The sequence below is a fragment of the Streptomyces sp. NPDC037083 genome, assembly GCF_055606485.1.
This window is the reverse complement of sequence record NZ_JBVJSQ010000031.1, coordinates 1-23,352: the sequence shown is the minus strand read 5'-3', so window position 1 is coordinate 23,352 and position 23,352 is coordinate 1. Positions and strand designations below refer to the sequence as shown.

Annotated in this window: 21 protein-coding genes and 9 pseudogenes; 16 read left to right on the top strand and 14 right to left on the bottom strand. The window is 66.5% G+C overall.

From position 1 onward, the window contains the following. Both ACZ7DE_RS40375 and ACZ7DE_RS40370 read left to right on the top strand, forming a co-directional pair. Nucleotides 1-201, top strand: a 201-nt coding sequence (locus ACZ7DE_RS40375; protein ID WP_470769343.1) for a transposase family protein, incomplete at its 5' end; no start/stop codon positions are given. 3 nt (nt 202-204) lie between these two features. Beyond that, nucleotides 205-720, top strand: a pseudogene (locus ACZ7DE_RS40370) (DUF4240 domain-containing protein); the annotation flags it as partial. Between the two features lie 184 nt (nt 721-904). On the opposite strand, the gene ACZ7DE_RS40365 reads toward ACZ7DE_RS40370, so the two are convergent. Continuing rightward, nucleotides 905-1,879, bottom strand: coding sequence for an NAD-dependent epimerase/dehydratase family protein (locus tag ACZ7DE_RS40365; RefSeq protein WP_470769472.1), 975 nt, complete (start codon nt 1,877-1,879; stop codon nt 905-907). Nucleotides 1,880-1,956: 77 nt separating this feature from the next. On the opposite strand from ACZ7DE_RS40365, the gene ACZ7DE_RS40360 reads away from it, so the two are divergent. Beyond that, a complete protein-coding gene (locus tag ACZ7DE_RS40360; RefSeq protein WP_470769471.1) occupies nt 1,957-2,571 on the top strand; it encodes a TetR/AcrR family transcriptional regulator in 615 nt (204 codons plus the stop codon). A 7-nt stretch (nt 2,572-2,578) separates the two neighbouring features. On the opposite strand, the pseudogene ACZ7DE_RS40355 reads toward ACZ7DE_RS40360, so the two are convergent. Both ACZ7DE_RS40355 and ACZ7DE_RS40350 read right to left on the bottom strand, forming a co-directional pair. Next, nucleotides 2,579-2,767: pseudogene (locus ACZ7DE_RS40355) on the bottom strand (hypothetical protein); the annotation flags it as partial. Nucleotides 2,768-2,823: 56 nt separating this feature from the next. Beyond that, a complete protein-coding gene (locus tag ACZ7DE_RS40350; RefSeq protein ID WP_470769470.1) occupies nt 2,824-3,384 on the bottom strand; it encodes a transposase in 561 nt (186 codons plus the stop codon). A 275-nt stretch (nt 3,385-3,659) separates the two neighbouring features. Here ACZ7DE_RS40350 and ACZ7DE_RS40345 point away from each other — a divergent pair, with 275 nt between their 5' ends. After that, a complete protein-coding gene (locus ACZ7DE_RS40345; RefSeq protein ID WP_470769469.1) occupies nt 3,660-3,953 on the top strand; it encodes a hypothetical protein in 294 nt (97 codons plus the stop codon). 316 nt (nt 3,954-4,269) lie between these two features. Here ACZ7DE_RS40345 and ACZ7DE_RS40340 read toward each other — a convergent pair whose 3' ends face one another. Further along, on the bottom strand, nt 4,270-4,836 hold the full coding sequence (locus ACZ7DE_RS40340) for a hypothetical protein (protein ID WP_470769468.1): 567 nt from the start codon (nt 4,834-4,836) through the stop codon (nt 4,270-4,272). Between the two features lie 86 nt (nt 4,837-4,922). Between ACZ7DE_RS40340 and ACZ7DE_RS40335 the strand changes: the two genes are divergently transcribed. Then, the gene (locus tag ACZ7DE_RS40335; protein WP_470769467.1) at nt 4,923-5,219 is read left to right on the top strand and encodes a transposase; all 297 of its coding nucleotides are present in this window, start codon (nt 4,923-4,925) and stop codon (nt 5,217-5,219) included. Between the two features lie 2 nt (nt 5,220-5,221). Then, complete coding sequence (locus ACZ7DE_RS40330) at nt 5,222-6,088, top strand: IS3 family transposase (protein WP_470769466.1); 867 nt, start codon at nt 5,222-5,224, stop codon at nt 6,086-6,088. A gap of 21 nt (nt 6,089-6,109) precedes the next feature. Here the strand turns inward: ACZ7DE_RS40330 and ACZ7DE_RS40325 are convergent, their stop codons facing one another. Then, a complete protein-coding gene (locus ACZ7DE_RS40325; RefSeq protein WP_470769465.1) occupies nt 6,110-6,709 on the bottom strand; it encodes a hypothetical protein in 600 nt (199 codons plus the stop codon). A gap of 945 nt (nt 6,710-7,654) precedes the next feature. Here ACZ7DE_RS40325 and ACZ7DE_RS40320 point away from each other — a divergent pair. The 3 genes and pseudogenes from ACZ7DE_RS40320 to ACZ7DE_RS40310 all read left to right on the top strand — a co-directional run bounded on the left by ACZ7DE_RS40320 (nt 7,655) and on the right by ACZ7DE_RS40310 (nt 9,545). Next, nucleotides 7,655-8,788 carry an IS630 family transposase gene (locus ACZ7DE_RS40320; protein WP_470769464.1) on the top strand — a complete coding sequence of 378 codons (1,134 nt, stop codon included), beginning with the start codon at nt 7,655-7,657 and terminating at the stop codon, nt 8,786-8,788. A 131-nt stretch (nt 8,789-8,919) separates the two neighbouring features. After that, nucleotides 8,920-9,243: pseudogene (locus ACZ7DE_RS40315) on the top strand (transposase); the annotation flags it as partial. After that, on the top strand, nt 9,147-9,545 hold the full coding sequence (locus ACZ7DE_RS40310; protein ID WP_470769463.1) for a transposase: 399 nt from the start codon (nt 9,147-9,149) through the stop codon (nt 9,543-9,545). The pseudogene ACZ7DE_RS40315 and the gene ACZ7DE_RS40310, both read left to right, overlap by 97 nt. A gap of 1,313 nt (nt 9,546-10,858) precedes the next feature. On the opposite strand, the gene ACZ7DE_RS40305 is transcribed toward ACZ7DE_RS40310, so the two are convergent. Then, a complete protein-coding gene (locus ACZ7DE_RS40305) occupies nt 10,859-11,215 on the bottom strand; it encodes a hypothetical protein (protein ID WP_470769461.1) in 357 nt (118 codons plus the stop codon). Nucleotides 11,216-11,702: 487 nt separating this feature from the next. Between ACZ7DE_RS40305 and ACZ7DE_RS40300 the strand changes: the two genes are divergently transcribed. Continuing rightward, a complete protein-coding gene (locus ACZ7DE_RS40300; RefSeq protein WP_470769473.1) occupies nt 11,703-11,834 on the top strand; it encodes a CGNR zinc finger domain-containing protein in 132 nt (43 codons plus the stop codon). A 241-nt stretch (nt 11,835-12,075) separates the two neighbouring features. Continuing rightward, a pseudogene (locus tag ACZ7DE_RS40295) lies at nt 12,076-12,225 on the top strand (IS5 family transposase); the annotation flags it as partial. A 3-nt stretch (nt 12,226-12,228) separates the two neighbouring features. Here ACZ7DE_RS40295 and ACZ7DE_RS40290 read toward each other — a convergent pair. The 4 genes and pseudogenes from ACZ7DE_RS40290 to ACZ7DE_RS40275 all read right to left on the bottom strand — a co-directional run. Further along, a pseudogene (locus tag ACZ7DE_RS40290) lies at nt 12,229-12,918 on the bottom strand (transposase); the annotation flags it as partial. 366 nt (nt 12,919-13,284) lie between these two features. After that, on the bottom strand, nt 13,285-14,400 hold the full coding sequence (locus ACZ7DE_RS40285; protein ID WP_470769459.1) for a tetratricopeptide repeat protein: 1,116 nt from the start codon (nt 14,398-14,400) through the stop codon (nt 13,285-13,287). Beyond that, entirely contained in the window at nt 14,397-15,770 is a 1,374-nt protein-coding gene (locus ACZ7DE_RS40280) for an MFS transporter (RefSeq protein ID WP_470769457.1), read from the bottom strand. The genes ACZ7DE_RS40285 and ACZ7DE_RS40280 overlap by 4 nt, the downstream gene beginning before the upstream one ends. Nucleotides 15,771-15,888: 118 nt before the next feature. Continuing rightward, nucleotides 15,889-16,041: a hypothetical protein gene (locus ACZ7DE_RS40275; protein WP_470769456.1), complete on the bottom strand. Its 153-nt coding sequence runs from the start codon at nt 16,039-16,041 to the stop codon at nt 15,889-15,891. 545 nt (nt 16,042-16,586) lie between these two features. Here ACZ7DE_RS40275 and ACZ7DE_RS40270 point away from each other — a divergent pair. Beyond that, nucleotides 16,587-16,878 (top strand): annotated as a pseudogene (locus tag ACZ7DE_RS40270) (transposase); the annotation flags it as partial. A 232-nt stretch (nt 16,879-17,110) separates the two neighbouring features. On the opposite strand, the gene ACZ7DE_RS40265 reads toward ACZ7DE_RS40270, so the two are convergent. Together ACZ7DE_RS40265 and ACZ7DE_RS40260 are read right to left on the bottom strand one after the other, a co-directional pair. Further along, entirely contained in the window at nt 17,111-17,959 is an 849-nt protein-coding gene (locus ACZ7DE_RS40265) for a hypothetical protein (protein ID WP_470769454.1), read from the bottom strand. A gap of 513 nt (nt 17,960-18,472) precedes the next feature. Continuing rightward, nucleotides 18,473-18,970 carry a GNAT family N-acetyltransferase gene (locus ACZ7DE_RS40260; RefSeq protein ID WP_470769452.1) on the bottom strand — a complete coding sequence of 166 codons (498 nt, stop codon included), beginning with the start codon at nt 18,968-18,970 and terminating at the stop codon, nt 18,473-18,475. Nucleotides 18,971-19,060: 90 nt separating this feature from the next. On the opposite strand from ACZ7DE_RS40260, the pseudogene ACZ7DE_RS40255 reads away from it, so the two are divergent. Next, nucleotides 19,061-19,795 (top strand): annotated as a pseudogene (locus ACZ7DE_RS40255) (winged helix-turn-helix domain-containing protein); the annotation flags it as partial. A 196-nt stretch (nt 19,796-19,991) separates the two neighbouring features. Here ACZ7DE_RS40255 and ACZ7DE_RS40250 read toward each other — a convergent pair. Beyond that, a complete protein-coding gene (locus ACZ7DE_RS40250; protein WP_470769450.1) occupies nt 19,992-20,624 on the bottom strand; it encodes a DUF998 domain-containing protein in 633 nt (210 codons plus the stop codon). Between the two features lie 249 nt (nt 20,625-20,873). On the opposite strand from ACZ7DE_RS40250, the pseudogene ACZ7DE_RS40245 reads away from it, so the two are divergent. Further along, nucleotides 20,874-21,037 (top strand): annotated as a pseudogene (locus ACZ7DE_RS40245) (transposase); the annotation flags it as partial. Nucleotides 21,038-21,229: 192 nt separating this feature from the next. On the opposite strand, the gene ACZ7DE_RS40240 reads toward ACZ7DE_RS40245, so the two are convergent. Further along, nucleotides 21,230-21,583 (bottom strand): HGxxPAAW family protein, encoded by a 354-nt coding sequence (locus tag ACZ7DE_RS40240; RefSeq protein ID WP_470769448.1) that lies wholly within the window; start codon nt 21,581-21,583, stop codon nt 21,230-21,232. 389 nt (nt 21,584-21,972) lie between these two features. On the opposite strand from ACZ7DE_RS40240, the gene ACZ7DE_RS40235 reads away from it, so the two are divergent. After that, entirely contained in the window at nt 21,973-23,079 is a 1,107-nt protein-coding gene (locus tag ACZ7DE_RS40235; protein ID WP_470769446.1) for a bifunctional DNA primase/polymerase, read from the top strand. Then, nucleotides 23,076-23,352, top strand: a pseudogene (locus ACZ7DE_RS40230) (DNA primase); the annotation flags it as partial. The gene ACZ7DE_RS40235 and the pseudogene ACZ7DE_RS40230, both read left to right, overlap by 4 nt.

Sequence of the window (23,352 nt, the reverse complement as noted above, 5' to 3'; positions counted from 1 at the left end):
CCGTACTACCACCACAGCGAACAGCCCGAGCACTACCAGCAGTTCAACCGCGACCATGCCCGGCTCCGAGCCCCCGGCGAACGCGCCTTCGCCCGGCTCAAGTCCTGGCGCATCATGCACAGAGCACGCTCCTCCACCCGCCGCATCAGCCGCACCATCCAAGCCATCCACACACTCATGACCTGCGACTATTCAGGATGAAAGAGGCTCACTGAGGCAGCCCGCAATCAGGCGTCCAATCCGAACGACGGCGAAGCGGTCGCTCGCGAGGCGACCTCCCTACTGGCCTCCCGGCCGGTCGAGGAGATCGTCGCCGCTGAGCAGGTGCTGTGGGACCTGATGGTTGACTCCTACACCAATCCTCTGTGGGCCGCTGCTTACATCTCCAACGGCGGGTGTTCTGACGACGGCTTCGACTACTTCCGCGGCTGGATGATCGCTCAGGGCCGTGAAGTCTTCGAGCGCGTAGTCGCTGATCCCGATGCCCTGGCAGAACTGCCCCTCGTTCAAGCCTCCGCAGCCGACGACGTCGACCTGGAGGGTGAGGACATGCCGGGCATCGCCTGGAACGTACACAGCTCGGCGACCGGTGATCAGCTCCCTGCGAGCCCACCCACCATCCGCTACCGGGAGCTGGACCCCTCCTGGAACTTCGATTTCGATGACCACGGCGAAATGACTCGCCGACTGCCCCGCTTGGCAGCTCTCTATCTGGAGTAGCGGAAGCTCGCAGTCACAAGACGAGGTCAAACAGCAGAGAGCCAGACTCCCGGATCACTGTCCGTCACTCCATCGGGCCATGAACACGCCTCGGCTGACGAATAGGCGACACCTCAACGTGCGCGCCTACCAGTCCCGAGGCCGGCATAGCTCTCTTCGTTTGGATGTTGGGCCGGGTCGGGTGTCAGCGGGTTGGGGTTCGCAGTTGGGCGAGGCCTTGCTGGTGGGTGGTGACGGGCTCGTAGCCGAGTTCGGTGCGGGCCTTGGTGATATCGAGCGTGCACTCCTGGCCGGAGAGCCAGACGCTCATGCGGTCCAGCGGTGGTTCGCCCTTCAGGCGCAGGGTCCGCCACAAGGCCTCGATGGTGGTCGCGGCGGCGTTGGCCAGGCCATAGGGCAGTGAGCGGTCGGGGACGGTGACGTGCTGGGTGGCCAGCAGGTCGATGAGGAAGTCGCGGAAGACAACCGGTTCGCCGTCGGTGACGAAGTACGCCTGCCCGGGTCGTCCTCGCTCGGCGGCGAGGACCAGGCCTTCCACAGTGTTGTCTATGTGGGTGGTGTCGGTCAGGTGCCGTCCGCCGCCGACCCAGGAGAAGCGGCCGGACTCGACCATGGCCTTGATTCGGGGTAGCAGAGTGGTGTCGCCGGCGCCCCAGACGAACCGTGGGCGCAGGACGATCGTCTCGATGCCGGAGCCGTCCGCGTCGAGGACCAGCTGTTCGGCGGCTGCCTTGGATGCGGGGTAGGACGCCGGGGAATCGGATCGCAGCGGGGCGGTCTCGTTTACCTGGACCAGCGGTCGGCCGTGCATGAGCGCCGCCTCGGTACCCACGTGCACGAGGCGGCGCACACCGGCTTCGCGGACCGCGCGGACCACGTTGGCGGTGCCGGTGACGTTGTCGGCCCAGAACTGGGCCCGCCTGCCGCCGCTAGTGCGCGCCGCAGCATGGAAGGCGAACTCGACCCCGGCCGCGGCGTCGCGCAGGCCCGCAGGGTCGGTGAGGTGAGCGCGGACCGGCTCGGCGCCGAGACCCGCCACGGCCGCCGCCGCGGCGTCGCTGCGGGCCAGGGCGCGGACCGTGTGGCCGTCCGCTACGAGCCGGGCGATCAGGCGGCCCCCGACGAATCCCGAACCGCCGGTGACGAAGACGGTGGTCATGCTGACACTCCTGAAAGTATGACGACTGGTATAGGTATATCGATCAGTATAGCTATGGAGCTCGGTATACTTTCGGCATGGCCAGGCCAAAGTCTGACTCTCGCGAGAAGATCCTTGCCAGCGCCCACCGGCTGCTGCGCCGACAGGGCTACAGGGGCACCGGGCTCGCCCAGATCGTCGAAGAGGCCGACGCGCCTCGCGGATCGGTGTACTACCTCTTCCCCGGCGGCAAGGAGGAGATCGCCGTTGAGGCCGTCCGCCTCGCCGCCGCCAACTCCGTGCGCATGATCGAGGCCACCCGCTTGGCCCACCCGACCGCGCGGGCCTGGGTCGTCGCCATGGCCGACCACTTCTCCCGCCACCTCGTGGAGACCGGGTTCAGCGAGGGCCTGCCGATCACCACCGTGACCCTGGACTCCGTCCCCGGCTCCGACGCTCTGGCCGCCGCGTGCAAGGACGCCTACCGCATCCTGGTCGCATCCCTGGCCGACGCTCTGGAGTACTACGGAACCGCGCCCGGCGACGCCCGCGGCCTGGCCATGCTCCTGCTCGGCGCGCTGGAGGGCTCCATGGTCCTCGCCCGGGCCGACCAGTCCCTCGCCCCCTGCGAACTGATCTTGGAACGCATCCTCCCGCTCTTCCCCGATCAGTCGGCCCCCGCTCCGCGAGGCACGGGCGCCGGCTACCGCTGACCACCCGTCACGTCGCGTCGACGGCGTCGGAAGCACGCAGTGCCCGCAGGTCGCCGGGCATCTCGGGCAACAGGAACGAGTACCGGCCGAGCATGTTCACGTGGTGCCGGGCGAACGGGGACAGACGACCTACATTCTGGTCGCCGACGTCGAAGCCCTCGGCGCGCAGGGCGGACACTCCGGCGTCCATCCCTCTTCCTCGGAGGGAATCCCGCTTTCAGGACTCTGCTGAGATTTCCGCGAATCGGGCTATCAGGCCGCGAGTATGAGGGCTTCGAGGTTGGAGGTGCGGGTGCCGCCGAGTGGGGTGCCGATCAGCCATCGGTCGATGCGGATGATGTTGATCACGGTGGCGGCGAAGACGTGACTGAGGCGGGTCGCCAGCAGGCTGCGGTAGCGGGTGCGGCGAAGACCGGTGACGTGGACGGCCTGGGAGATCGCGCCTTCGATCCCGGCCCGGATCGCGTAACAGTCCTTCCACTCGTCGGTCTCCTGAGCCTGGCGCACGGCTTCGAGGACCTCGTGCCGTTCTCGCGGCAGGAGGGTGATGCCCCTGCCGCCGGACGGGGGCTTGGTGCACGACGTCTGCTTCGGGCAGGGGCGGCAGTGCTCGGCGGAGAAGAACACGGGGGTCGAGTAGGGACCGCGCAGCGGCAGGAGGCCGAGGTCGACTTCGGGGACGTCACCGTGCACCTGGCAGGGCAGACCCTGGTCTGCAGCCTGTTCAGCCTGCGCCTGTCCTACTCCGGCAAGGCGGTGCACCGCGTCTTCGCCACCAGCGGGCAGGAGGCGTTCTTGGAGGGGCACGTCCACGCCTTCAGCGTGCTTGGCGGGGTGCCCCACGGCAAGGTCCGCTACGACAACTTGAAGGCCGCGGTTGCCAAGGTGATCGGGTTCGCGCGGGAACGCAAGGAGAGTGCACGATGGCTCGCCTTCCGTGAGCACTATGGCGTCGACAGCTTCTATTGCCGCCCCGGCCTGGCTGGCGCCCATGAGAAGGGCGGGGTGGAGGGCGACATCGGCCGCTTTCGCCGCAACCGCTTCGTCCGTGTGCCGGAGGTCGTGCTCGCTGGCCGAGCTGAACACGCTTGTCGAGCAGTGGGACGAGGAGGACGACGCCCGCCGGATCCGGATGCGACCCGCGCACGGTCGGGGAGTACTTCGCCGTCGAACAACCGCTGCTGGCGTCGCTGCCCAGCGAGCCGTTCGACGCCGGACAGGTCATCGAGACCCGGGTGGACCAGCACAGCCGCGTCTGGGCCCGCGCCGCGCTTTTTGGACCGCCCGATGACGGGAAGCTCGGCGGCGAGCTCGCACAGGGCAGCCGGCAGCGTGGGGCTCGCGTGGGCGACTGGCGCACCGAGGACGAGCAGCGGCCATAGGTAGCGGGGAGTTGATATGGCCTCGTCCTCGCCAGTGTTTGCTCCACATTCGCAACGGCTTGTTCTTCGTTGCCCTTGGCGAGCGCCAGATCCGATGCGAAGCAGATCAGCGGGAGGAGGTCTTGGGCGTCGGAGATGCCCCAGCGGAACACGCCGTGGGCGAAGTCGTCAGCGGATTCGGCCAGCGGGAGATCGCCTCGGGCCAAGGTGATCGAGCCGCGCAGGACCAGGACATCGGCGCGGAAGCTGGGGGCGGGGGCGAGCTCGAGTGAATGGTCGAGAATCTCGGACGCTTCGTCCCAGTGTCCTGTCGCGATCAAAGCCTCGGCCACGTTGGCAGCTGCGTGGGCCCGAAGGTGCGCAACAGTCCGGCACGGCTCGCCGCGGCGAGGCCGCGCCGCGCTGATTCTGCGGCCTGCTCGTAGCGACCGGCGCCTTGGAGTACGTCCGCCTCGCATCGGAACGCGTGCATCAACGCGGAAGGATCATGGATGCTTTGTGCTTTTGCCCGTGCCTGGGCCAGGTGTCGCAGCTGTCGATCCAGGTCTCCGGTACGGGACCGCGCGTAGGCCAGGTTGGTCGAGGCGACCACCTCGGCCCGGATGTCGCCAGCAGCGCGCGCCGCCCGGATCGCCTCCGTGGCGATGGCGATTCCTTCCTCGTCACACGGGATGGTGAGCAGGCGGTGAGTCAAGGTGTTCAGGACGTTGGGCCGGTCCGGGTGTTGTGGTGGCATGATCCGCGCCGCTGCCCGCAGGTCGTCGACGGCACCGCGCTGTCCCAAGGCCTGACGCAGCTCTCCTCGGTGGCGGAGCAGCTGCGCGGCACGCCCGGGATTGTCGGCAGGATCGACATCGGCGAGTGCAGTGGCGATCAGTGTCATGCCATGACCACCTTCGCCGGACTGGGCTTGGTCCGCTTTGGCGGACATCCGAGCTCAGGGGTTCAGCCCCGGGGAGGATGTCCATCATGGAGAGCATGGGGAAGAAGAAGCCTCGCCCTCGTCGCTCGTTCACGCCGGAGTTCAAGGCGGAGATCGTCGAGCTGTGCCGACGCGGTGACCGCTCGATCGGTCAGATCGCCAAGGACTTCGATCTGACCGAGACCGCGGTGCGTGACTGGGTGAAGCAGGCCGAGGTCGATGCGGGTGAGCGGGACGGCCTGACCAGCAGCGAACGCGAGGAACTGACCGCACTGCGGCGGGAGAACCGCCGTCTGCGCGAGGACGTCGACATCCTCAAGCGGGCCACGGCTTTCTTCCGGTGACAGTGCACCCGTTCATCGAGGCGGAGAAGCGCGCAGGTCACAGCGTCAAACGAGCGTGTGAGCTGCTGAAGGTCTCCCGGACCGCCTTCTATGCCCGCCGCGCGGCCAAGCCCGGTCCCCGCGCGGTCCGTGACGCCGAGCTGGCGGAACTGATCGCCGATGTCCACACGAGATCGCGGGGAACCTACGGTGCCCCGCGCGTCCATGCCGTGCTCAAGCGGGAAGGCGCTGGATGCGGCCGCCGACGTGTCGCGCGGCTGATGCGGGCTGCCGGCCTGCAGGGCCGACACCGCAGACGACGGCACCTGACGACGATCCCCGATCCGCGGGCTTGCCTGCGGCCCGATCTCGTTGTCCGGGACTTCCAGCCCGACCCCGCCGGCCTGGATGCCCGCTGGTGCGGCGACATCACCTACATCGCCACGGAAGAGGGCTGGCTCTACCTGGCCACCGTCATCGACATCGCCTCCCGTCGCGTGGTCGGCTGGGCGACGGCCGACCACCTGCGGACCGATCTGGTCGCCGATGCCCTCACAGCCGCCTGCCGCAAGCGCCGCCCCACCGGTCCGGTGATCTTCCACTCGGATCGTGGCTGTCAGTACACAAGCCAGCAATTCGCCGCGCTGGCAGACCAGTTGGGGGTGCGTCTGTCGGTCGGCCGCACCGGACAGTGCTGGGACAACGCACTCGCCGAGTCGTTCTTCGCCACCATCAAGAGGGAGCTGCTCGGCGCCATCTCCTGGCCCAGCCGGGTCGCCGCCCGCACCGCGATCTTCGATTTCATCGAGGGCTGGTACAACTTGCACCGTCTGCACAGCAGCCTCGGCTATCGAAGTCCCGCCGAATACGAGACCGCACTCGCCGCCTGACCACCACACCGCTGGTGTCCGTCAAAGCGGAACAAGCTCAGACAGCATCGCCGCCTGGATGGCCTTGTCCAGCGCAGACCTTCGGTCGATCCCGAGCCGTCGTGCCACGTCGGGTGCCTGATCCCACAGGTCCAGGACCGTCTCCAGTATGCGCGACTGTTCGGCGTAGGCCAGTGATGCCTCGGCGCTCTCGGCGGCGTCCCACGCGGCAGCGAATGCTCGTTGCGGGTGTTGCTTGGCCACGGCGTGCCAATGATGGGCCAGCTCAAGTGCGCCACGGCCGGGGGGAGCAAGGTGGGGATGGCGCTCCAACGCCTCTCCATACCGTACGTGCAGGACAGACCGCTCGCCGGGCAGCAGCTCCCCCTCGATGAATTCCCGGATCAGCGCGTGTCGGAAGACGTAGCTGTCGCCGTCGACAACCAGCAGGTTCGATGCCACGGCGGGCCGCAGCGCGGTGGACAATGCCGGCTCGTCGATGCCGGTGACCTCGGCGAGCAGCGCACGACCAAACCAGTTCGCCGGGCCCGCAGGAGCGGGGCAGGCGGCTGAAAGGGTGACTTCGCCGGTGGGGTCGTTTTCTCGGGACTGCGTCATCCGCAACCCCGTGAACGTCTCCACCCACACCCGCTCAGCACGTAAGACCCCGGCCATACGGAAGAGATGCCCAGCTCAGAGGCTTGTGCAACACCCTTTAGTACTGCGGAGCAGCTATGGGCAGGGTGGGCGACCGACCTTTCTCATCCGCGACGGAGTCGTGGACGTCGGCTGGGACCACGAGGGACATCCGCAGCATTCGTGAGTAATCAGTACCCTACTCGGGCAGTTAGGTGATCGCTTTAATGAACCGTGACGCTCTCCGGACTCCAAGTGGCGTGGGAACCAATGGAACGCCACGGATTCAAGAGGCTTGCGCGGGTTTGCGCGAATCATCCCCGCCTGGAGCCGATGGGTCGTCAACCGAGTTCGAAATAATGGATCACTAAAGGAGGGCCCAATTGAAGCGCCTGACACGACTCACTGGAATCATGTCGGCAACCTTGCTGGCGAGTGGCGCTGCTGTCGGACTTTCAGCAGCTGAGGCTCAAGCAGCTCCGGTACAGAGCTGCAGCGCCTGGCAAGCGGTTCCGCATCTGTCGGGGTTCTGGCAGAAGGCATGCCTCGTCAAAGACGGTAGCTACAGTTACGCCTACGGAACGGTGACTAATACGGGAAGTATCACCAACACCGCAGGTCTTGAGGTCACTAACAACGCGGACTTCGGTGCTACAAAGCGAACCTGTCCTTCGCAGGCCGTTGCACCAGGGCAGAGCTTCTCCTGCAGCACGTCATGGACGCTGGACCAGACGCCCGGTTGGGCCGACTTCGCGTCAAGCACGTATGGCTTGTTCTTCACCACGGTGTCGCCGTCTTTCTAGACGTGTCAGCCGGGTCATCTCTGATCCTTAGAGCTCGTAACACAATCTTGCTGAAACGTCCTAGTGCCGCATCAGGCAACGTTCGCCCTCTCGTGGTGTATCGCTCGGTTCGCGGCGTTGAGCGGCCCCGTACGGCCAGAATGATCCCGTGGCTGAACGTGTGCAGGTCCGGGAGATTGATGACGACGAGGGCAGGCGGTTGCTGCGGATCGTCCGAAGAGGCACCGGATCGGTGGTGACTTGGCGGCGGGCCCAGACGGTGCTGTTATCCGCGCAAGCCATGCCCGTGGCGAAGATCGCCGAAGTGACGTTTACCAGCGCGGGCCGGGTCCGGGACGTGCTCCACAACTTCAACGCGGACGGGTTCGACTCGCTCTACCCGAAGTACAAGGGCGGCCGACCAAAGACCTTCACCCTCCCAGAACGGCGGGAGATCAAGAAGATCGCCAAGTCCAGGCCAGCCGAGCACGGCCTGCCGTTCTCGACCTGGAGCCTGGCCAAGCTGGCGGACTTCCTGGTCGCCGAGGGGGTGGTCGACGACATCAGCCACGAGGGCCTGCGGGTCCTGCTCCGCGAGGAGGGCGTCTCGTTTCAACGTGTGAAGACCTGGAAGACCTCCCGCGACCCGGACTACGCGGCCAAGAAGGCCCGGGTCGAGCATCTCTACGCGATCGCCGACGGCGAGGTCATACCCGAGGAGGGCGAGCCCGAAGTCGTCTTCTGCATGGACGAGTTCGGGCCGCTCAACCTTCAGCCCCACCCCGGCCGACAATGGGCCGAACGTGGCGGCCGGCACAAGGATCCCGACCGGGAGCCCCGGCCCCGCCGACGGGCGACCTACACCCGGCCGCACGGGGTCCGGCACCTGTTCGCCGCCTACGACCTTGCCAAGGACCAGCTCTACGGGCACGTCAAGAAGACCAAGACCAGGTCGAAGTTCCTGGCGTTCTGCCGCTACCTTCGCTCACTGCACCCGATCGCCGTGCGCATTGCGATCGTCTGTGACAACTACTCCCCGCACCTGACGACGAAGCGGTGCCAGCGGGTCGCGACGTGGGCCGCGGCGAACAACGTGGAGATCGCCTACACCCCGACCAACAGCTCATGGCTCAACCGGATCGAGGCTCAGTTCACCGCCCTGCGTTACTTCGCACTCGACGGCACCGACCACGCCAGTCATAAGGAGCAGGGAAGCATGATCCGCCGCTACATCATCTGGCGGAACAAGCACGCTGCCGACGAACGACTCCGCGAGGTCGTGAACAGGGCGAACGTTGCCTGATGCGGCACTAGTTGGCCGTGACCGATGTGAGGATTCGGCCGTTCGTGAGGATGTGACTACCCGGCCGTGGATCGTGGATGATGGCTTGTGGGCACTGATCGAACCGCTGCTGCCGCCCTGGCCGGAGAAGGCGCCGGGGCCACGACCGGGTGGCGGACCGGCTCTGCCTGCAGGGCATCCTGTACGTCCTCCACCAGGACATAGCCTGGCAACTCCTGCCACTGGAACTGGGATTCGGCTCAGGACAGACCTGCTGGCGCCGCCTGGACCGCTGGCAGAAAGCAGGCGTCTTCGACCGGCTGCACCGCATCCTGCTCGCGGAACTGAACGCGGCCGGCGAACTCAACTGGTCACGTGCGTGCGTGGACGGCTCCCACATCCGCGCGAAAAAGGGGGCGCCGACACCGGTCCGTCGCCGGTCGACCGGCGGAAGACGGGCAGCAAACACCACCTGATCTGCGACGGACACGGCACCCCGCTCAAGGTCATCACCACCGCGGCCAACGTCAACGACGTCACCCAGACCCTCGCCCTGGTCGACGGCATCCCGCCAGTCGCCGGCCGCCCCGGCCGGCCCCGCCGCAGGCCCGAAGCCCTGCTCGGCGACAAGGGCTACGACTCCAACGCCCACCGCGCCGAATTGCGTCGCCGACGGATCCTGCCCGTCATCTCCCGCAAGGGGGCCCCGAACATTAAGGTGACAGGCTGTCCGGGGATGACGTGCTCTGCCAAGGCACCTTCTTCATCGGAAACCTGAACCATTCCACATTGCCTGACCTCTCGACATCCGACCAGTCCTCATCCGGTGGCGAATCCAATTCGTCGTGCACAGTCCGCTACCACCTGGAGACTGTGTCCATGGAGGCCGACCTCTGACCTGTGCACTCGACTCGCCCCGCCATGCGGATGTGCCCTGCGTCGTGCCAGGGCTCCGTCAAGAGCGGAGGGTTGGCGTTCGGATCGGTAGGGACGGACAGCAGAGCAGGCACGGGGTCCTCGTGCTCATTGTGGTGTCGAAGCCAGATGACCAGGAGGACGTCCCCGTGCCTGCTGTTGCATCTTCCCCCATCCCTGCCGTGCTGGGTCCGCTGGATGCGGGCCGGATCGCTGACCTGCGCCCCTACCTCGAATCGGTTCCGGATCCGCGCTCACTCCGGGGCCGGTGGTAACCGCTGACGGCGATCTTGCTGGTGTGTGCCTGAGCGGCCGTCTGCGGCGCGAAGAGCATCGCCGAACTCGCCGAGTTCGGCGAACGGGCCACAAACTCGCTGGCGTCCCTCGCGATACGCCGTCACCTGACCGGCTGGCGGCGCAGCCCCAAGCCGGTCACTATCGGACGCCTCCTTCAGGCACTTGCCGGCGATGCCCTGGACCGGGCCGTGGGCGCCTACCGTGCCGACCGGCACCGCATCACCGCGTCCGCGGACGTGCCCGGGGCCCGATCGCGGCCAGCCATGGCCGTGGACGGCAAGGCCCTCAAAGGCTCAGTTCACCTGGACACGCCGCACCGTCACCTGCTCTCGGCGGTCACCCACGACCGCGTCGCCACGATTGCCCAGATCGAGGTCGGTGCGAAGACCAATGAAATGCGCCGCTTCAAGCCCCTGCTTCCTCGGCCTCGCCACCTGCCTGGTCACCCACCGCCACGCCCAACGCCTTTGTCAGGACCTCTAGGCGCTCACTCTTCGACTCAGCCCTACCAGTTCTTGCTCGCTCACACGCGTGATCGCTTGGGGCACCTTCTCCAACGTGAGAGCAGGTTAGCCCTCGACGGCCAGAACACGAGTTGCGCACAGCGCAGACCTTGCACCCTTGTGACGCCCCAGCACACACGGTGACTGCAGCCACTCTCGTTACGTAGCAGCACTCGCGACAGTTGAATACGCGAGCCCGCCAGTACCAAGGTCGTACACCACCCGTGCCGAGGCGAACCTCGCGCTCTTCGAGTACATATACGGCTTCTATAGCAGTCGCCGCGTCCAGGAGAAGCTCGGCTGGCTCTGTCCCATCGAGTTCGAGGAGACATACTGCCGAGCAGGCAACGGCCGAACGAGCGCACCTGAAACGCCGTCACACACTGACCTCCCAGGCGCTGATCCAGCGAGCTATCGAGAGATCGAGAAAATGTGCGGCGGCATATCGCTTGCGGTGAGTGACCGGTTGCTGTCCTTGCCGCAGTAGTGCCGCGGTGGCGGTGATGTCCGCCGGGCTCGCTAGGCGGTCCAGCGGCAATGGGCCGCTGCTATGGTCAGCCTCATGCCGCCAGCCAGCTTCTGAAGACCACCGCATCGCCATGTCACTCCACTGTAGAAGCATAGTCAATTCACTGCTGTCGACCGGAGCTTTCATAGTGAGAGCGACAGGAGCCAGGTTGGCGTCTACAAGCGCGAAATGAATGGAGTCGGCGTAAGTAAGGTGGGGCAACATGCATCTCCTCATGAAACGTTACCAAGGCCGTCACCGACCCTATGTGCTGTCTGCAGGACGGCCGGGTGAAAGGGTCACTGACGGACGGCCGTTGCCGCACGGCGTAGGGACGCTGGCATGCTGGTGGCCATCGGGCGTTGCGCCGAACACCGGGGGCTGCCCACGGTGACAATTATCCGCTCCGGGCGCGAATAAAAGAAGCACTGCGATGACGGCTCACCCTGCGACCGCATAGCGCATGTCCACATCACCATGCGTGCTCATTTCTGTCCGGTCAATCTCTGCTATGCATACGCCAGGAACCTATTTTGCCGCAGCGACGCGGTACCGCTTGAGTAAATTCTGCTCATTTCATGTGGTTGTTGCGGGCAGACCTCCACAGAGGCGGGGGTTCACTGCACTGTTGAGTCTTCTGTAGGCGAGGCGTTGACGGTGGGGGCTGGGTGGTGCATGAGACCCCGTCAATCCGACGAGCGCATGCGGGCGGATCCTTGTCGACACGACCAAGAACCGTTCCCGCCGCTACTGTTCGCCCACCTGCGCCAGCAGAACCACGGTCGCAGCGCACCGCGCACGTGTGCGGACACGCACGCGCCCGACGGATGTAGGGAGACAATGACGTTCCCGTCATTCGAGACGTGCCGCTCTGTCAGACTTGCGGCGAAGCGCTTCCAATCCCCCGAGGGACGATCGTGCCCCGACCGCGCTTCGCCGCACAGGACATGCACCATTGAGCGATGCGCGGCTTCCGGTGCGCTGCGGACGCCGGCCGAGGGGCAGGGTTCGGAGGGAGGCTCCTCCACCTCGCCATCGATGTAGCGGTCGTACACCGAATCCGACGATCGCTGCAAGTTGGGATCGAACGCGGTCGGCCGCCGAAGTTCGACAAGACTGACTACCGCGAGCGGCATGCCGTCGAGTGCGGGATCAATCGCCTCAAGCGTCACCGGGCCGTGGCCACGAGGTACGACAAACTTGCCGTCCGCTACGAGGCGACCATGCTGGTCGCAGAGCATGACCCGGTCCGAGCGCAGGCGCCCGACCAGTACGACGGGCAGGTCGGCGAGAGCGTGGGTCAGGTAGGCGACGTCGTAGCCGGAGTCCATCACAATCAGGATGTCCGGATCGCCCGGTCTCCAGTGGCCTGCACTCGTTAACCGACTGACGACATCGTAGAGTTGGACGGCCGTGACGGTCGTCGCGTCGTCGGCCGGGCCCAGGCGGACCGCATCCAGGAGAGCGACCCACGAGGTGCGGCCGGACTCCAGGGCCGCGACGAAGGAGTAGGGCCAGCCGGGCACCAACTGGTCCGAGCTGCGGTCGCCGCGTCCGTAGACATGACAGAAGAGCCGGTCGCCGCGGGTGGGAGCGTCGGGTCGCAGCCAGTGCGACACGTCCACGGCGAGCACGATCCGCCCGCCGGCCGCCTTCGGCAGCGGCAGGCCCGCCAGCGCGCGGCGCAACCGTGTCGGCTCCAGCCAGCCACGGTCCAGGGCCGCGTACAGCGCACCGTGCCCGCGCCGGTGCTCGACCGCCAACGAGAGCTCGAACAAGGTTTTCACCGGCCCGTTCGCGCACAGCCCTGCATCGGTGAGCTCGAAGAGCGCGTCCGCCCGCTTGTAGAGACACTCGTAGAACTCGACCCGAAAGCGGGATAACAGACCCAACGCCTCGATTCCGGGCACACCGACAGGCAGACTCATGGGCAGCGACCGTTCTCTCGCGCTTTGTGACTCGACAACTCGAAGCGTGGCGAACGGCCGTCTCCGCTGTCCCGTGAAGAACCGCAGATCAGCAGGACGAGTGACCCGCGAGGTTAAACGCCAAGCTCAGACTGTTTCTGGGGCCGGGTCCTGACAGTCCACGTCGAGAGGGTCCGGCGGGAGTGGGGGTGTAGGTCGCCCCTTGACGTACTCCTACCGGACATATGCGAAGGGGTCCGCGTCCCACCTGTGGCGGCCGCCGGGCGGGGCCTCGGTGATGCCAGTGTGCTTGTCATGGGCGCTGAGCTTCTGGGCGAGCCACTCGGCCCGGCTGAGGTAGAGCCGGACCCGTGCCTGCAGGGTTGGTCACGCTTGTGCGGCACGGGGTGGTTCACCAGGACCGTAGGGAGCCCCGGGGGTGGTGGTGCGTTCGGTGAGGGTGGTGAGGAGGGGGTGATCGGGTCGGACGGTGGTGGTGAGGATCTGCTGGGCGCGGATGTTGAGGGTGTGGTCTTGGTCGTGGTTGCCGAGAGTGTGGTGGAGTTCGGCGAGGTTGGCCAGGACGGGGGCGAGGTCGGGGTGGGCGGGGCCGAGGGTGTGTTCGAGGGTGTGCAGGGCGCGCTGGTAAAGGATTTCGGCGCTGTGGTGGCGGCCGAGGTGGTGGGTGGTGGCGGCGAGGTTGCCCAGGGCGATGGCGTAGTCGGGGTGGCCGGTGCCGTAGACGCGTCCCAGGACGGTGAGGGCCTGGTGGAGGAGGTGTTCGGCTTCTTCGGGGCGATCCAGTCCGAGGAGGATGGGGGCGAGGGCCGCTTTGTCGGCGGCGGTGGCGGGGTGGTCGGGGCCGAGGGCTTTTTCGCGGATCTCGACTGCCCGGCGGGCGGGCTTCTCGGCGGCGGTGTAGTCGCCGCGGGCGTGGGCGAGGCCGCCGATGTTGTGGTGGAGGGTGGCCAGGTCGGGGTGGTCCTGGGGCAGGACGGTCTCGAGGAGGGCGAGGGCGGTGCGGTACGAGTCGGCGGCCCGGTCGAAGTCGCTGCTGTATTTGCCGACCATGCCGAGTTCGTTGTGCAGCAGAGCGAGGTCGTGCGGGGCCGGATCGGCAGCGGCCGTGGCGGCCAGGGTTTCCTGCAGGAGGTGTCCGGCCTGCTGGTAGCGGCCTTCGGCGCGGTGCAGGGCCGCGAGTTCGCGCCTGGCGTGCAGGTACAGGCAGATGCCGTCCGACTCGGCCAGGTGCGGCCAGGCCAGGTCGGCGGCCTCGGTGTACCGGTCGGCGGCCGCGCGGGTGTCGTCGGCGGCCTGGTCGGTCATGCCGGTCACCAGGGCGGCGTTGGCCTGTTCGAGGGGGCCTGCGGCCGCGGCCAGTGAGGTCGCCTGGTCGGCCAGCTGCCGGGCGGCTTGGTGGTCGCCGTCGTCCAGGGCCTGCAGGCAGGCGGTGAGCACCTGCCCGAGCTGCGGCATGCCGTGGGCGTCCTGTGGAGCGGTCATGCCAGGGTCTCCTGTGGGTGCGATGCCACCGCCGTCGCAGCCGCGGCCGTGTCCTGGGCGGTGTCGTCCGGTGGGGGTGGGTCGATGGTGTCGGTGCCGGGCGGGATCCTGCGCCGGAGTGTGGCGGCCAGGGCGGCGCCGGCGGTGCAGGCTGCGGCCAGGCTCAGCAGCAGCCAGGCGCCGGAGCCGTGCTGGAGCAGCAGGCCGGCGGCGGCCGGACCGAGCGCGAAGCCGGCGGTGAAGGCGAACGCGGAGGCGCCGTTGTAGCGGCCGCGCAGCGGCTCGGGTGCGATGTCGTTCACTAGGGCGGGCAGGGTGGGCGCGAACAGGGTCTCGCCCAGGGCGAAGACCACCGCCGCCGCCACCACCACCGCAGCCCCTGCCCCTGCGCTGAGGCGAAGGCCGGCCAGGACCATGAGCCAGGAGAGCGCCAACAGGGCGCACAGCAGCATCACCGCGCTGGTGCGCCGTCTGCCGCGGGCTGCGCGTAGCACAGGGAGTTGGCCGGCGGTCACCGTGATGGTGTTCGCGGCGAACGCGATACCCACCGTCGTGGTGCTCATGCCGGCGGAGACCGTCAGGGCGGGCAGGGCGGTGGTGAACTGCGCGAAGCCGGTTGCGACGAGCAGTGCGATCAGCAGCCACAGCCGGACGAAGAGCCGGTCTTGGGCCACGGTGCGGTAGCCGCCGGGCGCGGCGGCCGCGCTGGTGGTGTCGTTGTCCGGCGCGGGCGGAGCGGGCTGCGGGTCGGCGGGGTGGTGCCGGACAGCCCGCAGCAGGGGGATGGCCAGCAGGAAGGTGGCGGCGTCCAGGCTGTACAGCAGGACGAACGAGGACGGGCGATCCGCCCGGGCGATGGCTGCGGCCAGCAGGCCGCCCAAGGCCAGGCCGGCGTTCATCGTGGTGTGTCGCAGGGCGAACACCGAGGAGCGCTGCCGCTCGGTAACCAGGGCGCAGAGGAGGGTGTCGAGAGCCGGCCAGGCCAGTGCCGCGCCCAGGCCCGTCACCGCGGCCGCGGCGAACGCTTGCCACGCGCTCGACACCGTCGCCAGCAGGACCGCCCCGGCGCCGGCGGTCGCCCATCCCAGGGCCAGGACCGGGCAGGGGCCGAACCGGTCCGCCCACGCCCCACCCAGCGGATTGCCCACCACACCCGCCAGCGCCAGCACCGCACACGCCGCCCCCGCCATCTCCAGGCCCAGCCCGCGCACCGTGTGCAGGTAGACCATCAAAAGGGGCAGGGTCAGCCCGGAGCCCACCGCCGACAACGCGTCGGCCCCCAACACCACCCACACCCGCCGCGGCAACACCGGCACCCCACCCCGCACCGCCTTCAACCGCCACACCATCCACACCACCGTCCCAACCACCCGAACCCGCGCTCCCGCACCAAGTACGAACGCCCGTACCCATCAACACCGGCGGGCCGGGCCGACGTCACACGCCGACCCGGCCCACCAGCAACCCACCACCCGAGAGGGCGCCCGATCAGCGCACCACCACGGCCTGGTTGTGATTTCCCCAGGTGAAGCCGCGGCGGACCACGGCCTGGTTGTGATTGAGGCTGATGACGCGGCGGACCACGGCCTGGTTGTGATTCTGGGTGAGAGCGCGGCGGACCACGGCCTGGGTGCTGGTCATAGAGGCATCTCCTATTTACGCAGGTAAGGACCGTGCCAGGACGTTCCATGGCACGGGAGAGGCCTCTGAACATAAGGCGTCAAGCACCCCCTGCGACTGAGTATCCGGTACTCATCGCCGGGTGCAACTGCCGGGCAGGCGCGACCGCAGCCTGAACCGCCCCGGCTCTGGTCCGCTGACACCCCGGCCCGGTGGCCGGAGGGCCCGCATCGGCGCAAGACGAGCGCTTGGAGTACAGGGGCACCGAATCGGGATCGTCGAGGGCGGCCGTCAGGTGTCCTGGTCCTGGGAGAACCCAAGGATGGCCCAGTGGCCGACGAGCCCGTTGTACAGGTTGATTTCACCGGCGCCGGAACCGAGGGCATTAGCGATGGCGCTCCCGCGGCCGGTTCGTTGGTGGGGCGGCTTGCGGGGCAGCCTTCCCCGACGGGGGAAGGACCGCCGTCGGTGACGTTCACGGGGCTGCGGATGACGCAGTTCCCGGGACTGTTGAGGGTAGTGTTGCTGCATCTCGCCCGGGAACACGTCTCGGCGCGGTGAACTGACGATTGTTCCTGCCCGCTTCGTGGGATCCGGCCTCGCCGGAGGCCGATGCGGTCAAGGTCGCCTGCCGTGGCCGCTGCGGCATCCCCGACCAGGCGGGGCAGGTGGAGAAGTGGCAGCTGGCTCTGGACATGATCGACGAGACCCGATCGTGGGGCATCGACGTCCATCTGGTCGTCGCGGACGCCGGATACGGGGATGCCGCCGCCTTCCGCCACGGCCTGGAAGAACGCAATCTGCCCTACGCGGTGGGCATCTCCTCCCGCCATACCGCTCATCCGGCCGAGCCGAGGACGCCTCCAAGATCCGCACGGGGCACGGCCCGGAGAACATGGCCACCCTTCGCAACCTTGCCATCGACACCCTCCGTCGGGCCGGGCACCGCAGCATCGCGGCCGGCCTGCGCGAGGTCTCGTACGTACCCCACAGCCGAACCCGGACGTCCCAGAGCCTGACGAGGATGAAGACGAGTCGCCCGCCGACTGAAGCGCCCGCGCTTCTTGGCCCTTCTGGGCTGATGTTCTGGTCAGGAGGTGGCCAGTGAGATGCAGTAGAAGTGCATCTCTGTCTCGATGAACGCATCTTTAAAGTTTCCATCGTACGCTTTGAGGAAGAACCCGGTGATGGGGTTGAATGCTCCGGGCAGAACGGCTTCGCCGAAAGTGCCGTGCTTACGGCACAGCGCGGACAGTGGCTGAAGTTCTTCGTCAATCTCCTCCGCCATGGCATGGCGCAGCAAGCTGCCACGACGAATCTGGGGTATGTGGTTCAGCCTGTCCAGCTGTTTTTCGCGGATGGCCTCGATGTCCTGATGCATCAAGTCGGGTTCGACATCGGCGTAAATTGTGGGAAGCAGCATCGAGCCGTCCACCGCTGAGGCGCCAGCACCGTCCGTCCTTGGGACGGGGCGACCCAGAAGTTGAACTGACCTCTCCACTCTGTCCCACTGCAACTCGCCGAAGTTTGAGAAATTCCATAGCACTTCGACTGGAGCACGGTAATAAGGAAGTGACTTGATGTAGGTAGCCGCTTCTGCTGCCATCGGCATGACTGTCAGTCGTCCCGCGTGATGCCATTCGCGGAAGTGGAACCGCTTCGGGGCGTTCTTGGGTTCCTCTCTGTAATTCCGGTCCAGCCACTCGCGCAGATCATGTGCGATGAAATGCTCGAAGCTTACATCGGAGATGTCTTCCCGTTTCAGGCACCTGACATGGAGATCGTAGTCTCCGGAAGCTCGGACAGGCGCAGTGTTGCGGAAAACCTGGACTTCAGGATCGGTGTGGATGAAGCTTCTCCAGTTGCTGTACATCTGCCACGGAGTGGGGAGTGTCACCGCCTCGAAGTCCCTGTTCATAAACGCCTTGCCATCCAGCACACGTAAAGCACTCATTGCACCCTTCAAAGATCGACTACCGCGAGTTTAGAGGGTTAAGGAACATCAATTCCAGATCGTGCACTGAGAGCTAGTAACACGATCTTGCGGTTGTTCGGGCCAGCCATAACCGGTACGACGATTGAGCCGTTCGTGAAGGCGTGAGCATCAGGCCGTGAGTGGTGGACGACGGTTTGTGGGCGATGATCGAGCCGTTGCTGCCGCCCTGGCCCGAGCGCTCGCTGGAGACGCCCGACGTCCTCGACCTGGTCCGCCACGCCGAGGACTTCCGGATGAAGTACAACACCGTCCGCCCCCTACAGGCCCTCGCGTGGAACCGGCCCACGACGTGCACACCTGCCTCGCCGACACGCTCGTCCCCAACTTTCCCGAGCCCGAAAACCTGCCAGTTACTCGACGCGGGTCACGACCAGCCAGCGGAGCACGTCACACGATCCCCAGCTGCAGTACAGGCAGCCGCCCGCCCCGGGCAACCCGGTCGGCCAAGGGCGGCTTCTAGTGACCGGGCCGACCGATGTTCCTCACCAGTTTGAACTGGGCCATCGACAGGCCCGGCACAGGTGTGACGGTGCCGGTGCGGGAGAAGCCTTGGCGTTCATAGAGCGCCACAGCCGGATAGTTGTCGGCGCCCGTGCTCACCAGTGCGTCCCGGCCGGGTGCGAGGCTGGTCAGGAGGTGATGCAGCAGCCTGGACGCCAGTCCACGGCGGAACCACGCCGGATCGACGCACACCCGGTCGATGTCGATGGTGTCCTCGTCATCCATCTCTTGCCAAGCGATGAACGCGGCCACCTCGCCTCCGACGGTCGCGCCAAGCCACCGCAAGGGCCGGATCCGCATCTCCTCCAGGCTTTCCCCCAGGGCGGGGATGCCATCGAAGCCGATCAAATCGGCCTCCACTGCATATGCCCGGCGGCCGATCTGGTGCACCGCCGCCGCCACCGCGTTGTCGGTCATGGGCAGCTCGCTGATCACAAGGTCTGGAAAGTCCATGGTTGTATCCATTGATAGTAGTGAACTTGATCGGGTGATGTCGGAGCCGTTCGCCTGATGCTGGCCGATCCGCTCCGGTAGCCCTGCACCGTGAGATACAGGCAGGGCGGCGGGTTGACCGACGCGGGGAGGGCCGCGAGGAAGCGGTCCAGCTGAAGGGCGTGGATCGCTTCCAGGTCGGAGTGGGGAACAGGGAGATCGCTGCCGCGTTGCGGGTGGGCGAACGATCGGTGGAGCGGTGGCGTCGGCAGTGGCGCGCGCGGCGAAGCGGGCGGCCTGTCGAAGGGATCGCCCAGGAGGCCGAGGCTCAGTGATGCGCAGATTGCGAGGCTGGAGCGGGAGTTGGAGCGCGGTCCGCTGTCCCATGGCTGGGTCAACCGGCGGTGGACGCTGGTGCGGATCAAGAGGCTGATCGGCCGGCTGTTCAATGTGGGCCAGACGTTGGAGGGCACCTGGAGACTGGTGAAGCGGCACGGCTGGTCCTGGCAGCAGCTGGCCCGTAGGGCGAACAAGCGCGACGACCAGGCGGTCGAGGTCTGGAAGAGGGAGACCTGGCCGCTGATAAATGAATTGCAGCGGAGCGCGACGCCTGGGTGGTCTTCGAGGACGAAGCCGGGCAGTGGATGACGCCGCCGCGTGCGAGGAACTGGGGACGCAAGGGCGCACGCCGGTGGTCCGTGTGCCCGGCCGGGGCTCGGGCCGTGTGTCCCTGGCCGGGCTGACCTGCTACAAGCCGGGGAATCGGTCCCGAATGTTCTAATCGGTCCGCGAGTACCCGGGTCGCAAGGGCGGAGGCCCAAGGGCATCGGCCGGCGCGACCTGCGGGGTAGTGAAGCGCAAAATAAAGAACCTCCAGTATCGCCCAGGGCTGATCAACGGCTTCCTCACCAAACCGGGCTGACCATGGAATTCACCACGATCGCCCCAGCAGAAACTACGAGTTCAGCCCGAGTATTGGTCAGCCCTGCAGCGAACCGGCAGGAAAGTGGGAACGGTTTACTTGCGCCTGCAGCGCACACGCCTAACTTGAATTAGAGTCAAAGCTACGCCCGGAGCGGCGTGGAAGAAGTTCTGCAATTACCATAATCCACACTGCCCCCACAGCCAACAGAGCCCTTTCGGAGAGTCCGATCCAGAATTGGGCAATCATGAGAAAAAGGCAGACGGCTGTGGCGATTGACGCCAAACCGCTGATTATCGATGCGGCAGAGTGGGTGCGATAGAAGGCCACTGCAATCCCAAGCATCGCAATCGCAATCATTCCCATGCTCCCCAAGGCTGCAGCTGCATGAACCTTCCCGTGAAAGGTTACCACCGGCCACTCCGTCTCGGTCGGAAAGAACGGCAATAGAAGTGCACCGACGCCCGATGTCGAAACAGTTGCGATCCCAAATATCCGAGCCCTATCCCCTACGGGTCTCCAAGTAGACAGGAGGCGCGCCAAGGAAAGGTTTGCAACTCCTATAGACCAGAAAACTGCCCAAGCGAGTGGCTTGAAGTCCCTCAGGGCATATTCACTCACCGGTCGATATATTGGATTGAGGCCCGGGTCCAGGAAGTGGAGTAGGGTCAGCGCAATAAAGAATGACAGTATTGAGAGTCTTACGGCCACTCCTGGTCGCGTCGAGCTTGATTCAAAATATTCTTCACTCACCACAAGTGGCCTTCTACTTATGAATACCGGCCGTTTGCCCGATTAGGACATGGTCGACTGAATGCGGGGCCGCCCGTTGATGGTGAAGCAGTTACTCTGGGGCGACATTCCTGCGTACAATTTAGTCTCGGAAGATGGAGTGGACGAGAGTATTAACTACTCAGGCCCTCAGCAAAGTGACGATTCGTCCGCTTGGTCACGGTCCGCTGCGGATGAGCGGTCCGGACGTGAAGTAGGCACGGGCTTCCACGGGGCAGGATGGGCAGCAAACATCACCTGATCACCGATGCCACCGGCATCCCTTCTCTGTCAATCTGACCGGCGGCAACCGCAACGACGTAACCCAGCTCATTCCCCTGCTCGAGGCGGTGCCGCCAGTACGCGGCAAGCGCGGCCGCCCCCGGCGCCGCCCGGACCTAGTGCCGCATCAGGCAACGTTCGCCCTCTCGTGGTGTATCGCTCGGTTCGCGGCGTTGAGCGGCACCGTACGGCCAGAATGATCCCGTGGCTGAACGTGTGCAGGTCCGGGAGATTGATGACGACGAGGGCAGGCGGTTGCTGCGGATCGTCCGAAGAGGCACCGGATCGGATACGAGAGCATTGCTCTACAGTTGGGCACCAACTGCTTCGGGCACCGGCTTACCGACAGCCGTCACTGCCCGCCGTCCGGCCAAGCGGCAGCCAACACAATTGAGGTGCCCTCGACGAGCCGTGAGGTCTTTTACGCGCCAGTCCCACTGGTCAGCCGGACGAGGGCCGCTCGGCTTACCCCAACCGGCCAGATGCAGCAGCCAGGTGACCAGGACGGCCAGGGCGATGACCCCGACACCAGCAGCGATCACCAGGCCGGAAACCAGGATGATTCCCAGGCCGGCGATGCCGAACCCGACCGTTGCGATGCACATCCCGGTCCAGCCGGCCACCGTGTGACCTAGGTCTACGTCACCATGTGCACTCATCAGCACTCCCAAAGCCCCGCCGACGGACCGGCAGCCAATATGTCAAAGAGAGCTTGAACCACGAAGAGCGCTCAGTACTTGAGTAGGAACTACTCATCTGTGTGATGGGGCATGTACCGGATACGGACGCTGCGGCCTGCCTGGCCGGCCATCCACGCGTCGACGGCATATGGGGGGCTTCAGTCGCTGGCATGAGTAGTGATTACTCTCCGACCTGCGGTCTTTTGTGAGGCAGGGTGGCAGCGACTGAACGTGACTCGGTCGCTGTCGGGGCCTGTATCGCGTCATCGACACGGCATCGATGCTTCTTCGCATGTGCTCCGCCACGTCCCCAGCCACGTTCGCTGTGCCCGTAGTTGAGTCGTTTAGGTCGCTGATAGGGGATGCGAGTGCCTCCTGAGCTGCGCTTTTCTCGCAGCGACTCACGGCATCCGGCCCCTGAGTCTTCAGTCGCTGCCTCTCTGGCCACTGCCTATTGGTGCGCGCGGCGTGGTTGGCCCGTGCACCCCCTCGCGGCCGGACGCAAGACCCCGGCCGCCAACTGTGTCCAGTGCCGCACGAACCGGCATCTGTCCGCCGACTGCCTCTGCCTGCCCGCGGGACGGTGGTGCCACGGCTTCCACGCAGCCACCCTCGACCAGCGTCGCATCGCCCAGTGGTGGACTGCCCACCCCGAGTTCGGCGTCGGCGTCGCCTGCGGCCCGGCTGGCGTGGTCGTCGTCGACATCGACGCCCACTCTGCTCAGCCGCCCCACCGGGACCGGATTCTGCCCGGCATCCCGATTGCTGATCACGTTGACCTCACTGGCCTGGCCAACGGCTTCCACACACTCGCTGTCCTGGCCGCGTTGCGCGGCCAGGACAGCCCCGCCGAAGACGACACGACCCTGCGCGTCCGTACCCCTTCGGGCGGCCTGCATGTCTGGTACCGGGCTGCGGACAACCGCCGCTGGCGCTGCTCCTCCGGATCCAGCCAGGGCACCGCACTGGCCTGGCAGGTCGACGTCCGTGGCCACGGCGGCTACATCGTCGCCCCGGGCACCACGACCCGCGACGGCAGGTACACCCCCGTGGACACCATCCGCGAGCCGGCCGCACTTCCCACTTGGCTGGCCCAGGAATTTGAACGCACCGGTCACCTGCCTGCCTCCACCATTCCCACTCCCAGGCCGGTCCCGCCAAGGGCCCAGCAGGCCATCCTCGCCGCCCGTGGCGGACGCACCCAGAACATGCTCTCCTCCGTCCTCGCCCCGATTGAGGCCTGCGGCCAGGTCTCCGAGGGCGCCGGATTCTCCGACACTCTCAACCGTGCGGCCTACACCCTCGGCGGCCTCGTTGCAGCCGGCCGCCTCTCCGAGCAAGAGGCCGAGCATGCCCTCACCCATGCCGCCGCCGCCGCCCGCCCGGGCCAGGAACGCCGCGCCGAGCAGATCATCCGCAGCGGCATGGCCGCCGGCAGCAAGCACCCCCTCTACTCGAGCGGGGGCAGCCCATGACGTCGCCCGGCAATGAGACAGAGACGCTCTTCGACTTCGACCCCGAAGCCGTGGCTGCCCAGATCCGCGCCCAGACCGGCCCCGCCTCTCCAGCGGCCACCGTCCCCCTGCCAGCCCGGGCCGCCGCTTCCCGCGCGGCCGCCGGCGAAGCGACCGCAGTGGGGCTGCTGCCTGACACCCTCACCGACCGCGGCAACGCCAAACTCTTCGTCAAGCTCTACAACAACGACTACCGGCACGTCCCCGGGATCGGCTGGTACCGGTGGGACACCA

What these genes read in the sequence shown, in the direction of transcription:
- ACZ7DE_RS40275 (WP_470769456.1), bottom strand. Translation starts at nt 16,041, where the DNA reads ATGACCAGCACCCAGGCCGTGGTCCGCCGCGCTCTCACCCAGAATCAC.
- ACZ7DE_RS40335 (WP_470769467.1), top strand. Translation starts at nt 4,923, where the DNA reads ATGGAGAGCATGGGGAAGAAGAAGCCTCGCCCTCGTCGCTCGTTCACG.
- ACZ7DE_RS40305 (WP_470769461.1), bottom strand. Translation starts at nt 11,215, where the DNA reads ATGTTGCCCCACCTTACTTACGCCGACTCCATTCATTTCGCGCTTGTA.
- ACZ7DE_RS40365 (WP_470769472.1), bottom strand. Translation starts at nt 1,879, where the DNA reads ATGACCACCGTCTTCGTCACCGGCGGTTCGGGATTCGTCGGGGGCCGC.
- ACZ7DE_RS40285 (WP_470769459.1), bottom strand. Translation starts at nt 14,400, where the DNA reads ATGACCGCTCCACAGGACGCCCACGGCATGCCGCAGCTCGGGCAGGTG.
- ACZ7DE_RS40340 (WP_470769468.1), bottom strand. Translation starts at nt 4,836, where the DNA reads ATGACACTGATCGCCACTGCACTCGCCGATGTCGATCCTGCCGACAAT.
- ACZ7DE_RS40360 (WP_470769471.1), top strand. Translation starts at nt 1,957, where the DNA reads ATGGCCAGGCCAAAGTCTGACTCTCGCGAGAAGATCCTTGCCAGCGCC.
- ACZ7DE_RS40260 (WP_470769452.1), bottom strand. Translation starts at nt 18,970, where the DNA reads ATGGACTTTCCAGACCTTGTGATCAGCGAGCTGCCCATGACCGACAAC.
- ACZ7DE_RS40240 (WP_470769448.1), bottom strand. Translation starts at nt 21,583, where the DNA reads ATGAGTGCACATGGTGACGTAGACCTAGGTCACACGGTGGCCGGCTGG.